Source organism: Streptomyces scabichelini (genome assembly GCF_011045015.1).
Classification (GTDB): domain Bacteria; phylum Actinomycetota; class Actinomycetes; order Streptomycetales; family Streptomycetaceae; genus Streptomyces; species Streptomyces scabichelini.
On record NZ_JAAKZY010000495.1, the window covers coordinates 1 to 511 of the forward strand.

The following is a 511-nucleotide window of genomic DNA, read 5'->3' on the forward strand; positions in this document are numbered from 1 at the left end:
TCGTTGCTGCGGCTGGGGGAGCGCCGCTACCGGCTGCTGCTGACGGGTCATCACATTCTGTGGGACGGCTGGTCGGTGCCGGTGCTGGTGGAGGAGCTGTTCCGGCTGTATGCGGCCGGGGGTGAGGATGCGGGTCTGCCGGCGGTGACTCCGTACCGGGAGTATCTGGCGTGGCTGGGCCGGCAGGACCGGGAGGCGGCCGGGCAGGCGTGGGCCGCGGCGCTGGAAGGGCTCGCCGAGCCGACCCTCGTCGCCCCCGACACCACCCACGACAAGACCGCACTCCAGGAGTACGTGACCACCGACCTCCCGCAGCACCTGCTGGACCGCGTCACGGCACTGGCCCGCCGACACGGACTGACGCTGAACACGGTGGTCCAGGGCGTGTGGGGGCTGCTGCTGGCGCGGCAGACCGGCCGGGAGGACGTGGTCTTCGGTGCCACGGTCTCGGGGCGTCCGCCGGAGCTGGAGGGCGTCGAGCGGATGCTCGGCCTGTTCATCAACACGCTGC

Annotated in this window: 1 protein-coding gene; it reads left to right on the forward strand. The window is 72.0% G+C overall.

From position 1 onward, the window contains the following. Window positions 1-511: condensation domain-containing protein (locus G5C60_RS50895; RefSeq protein WP_241267676.1), on the forward strand; the 511-nt coding region annotated here is incomplete at both ends.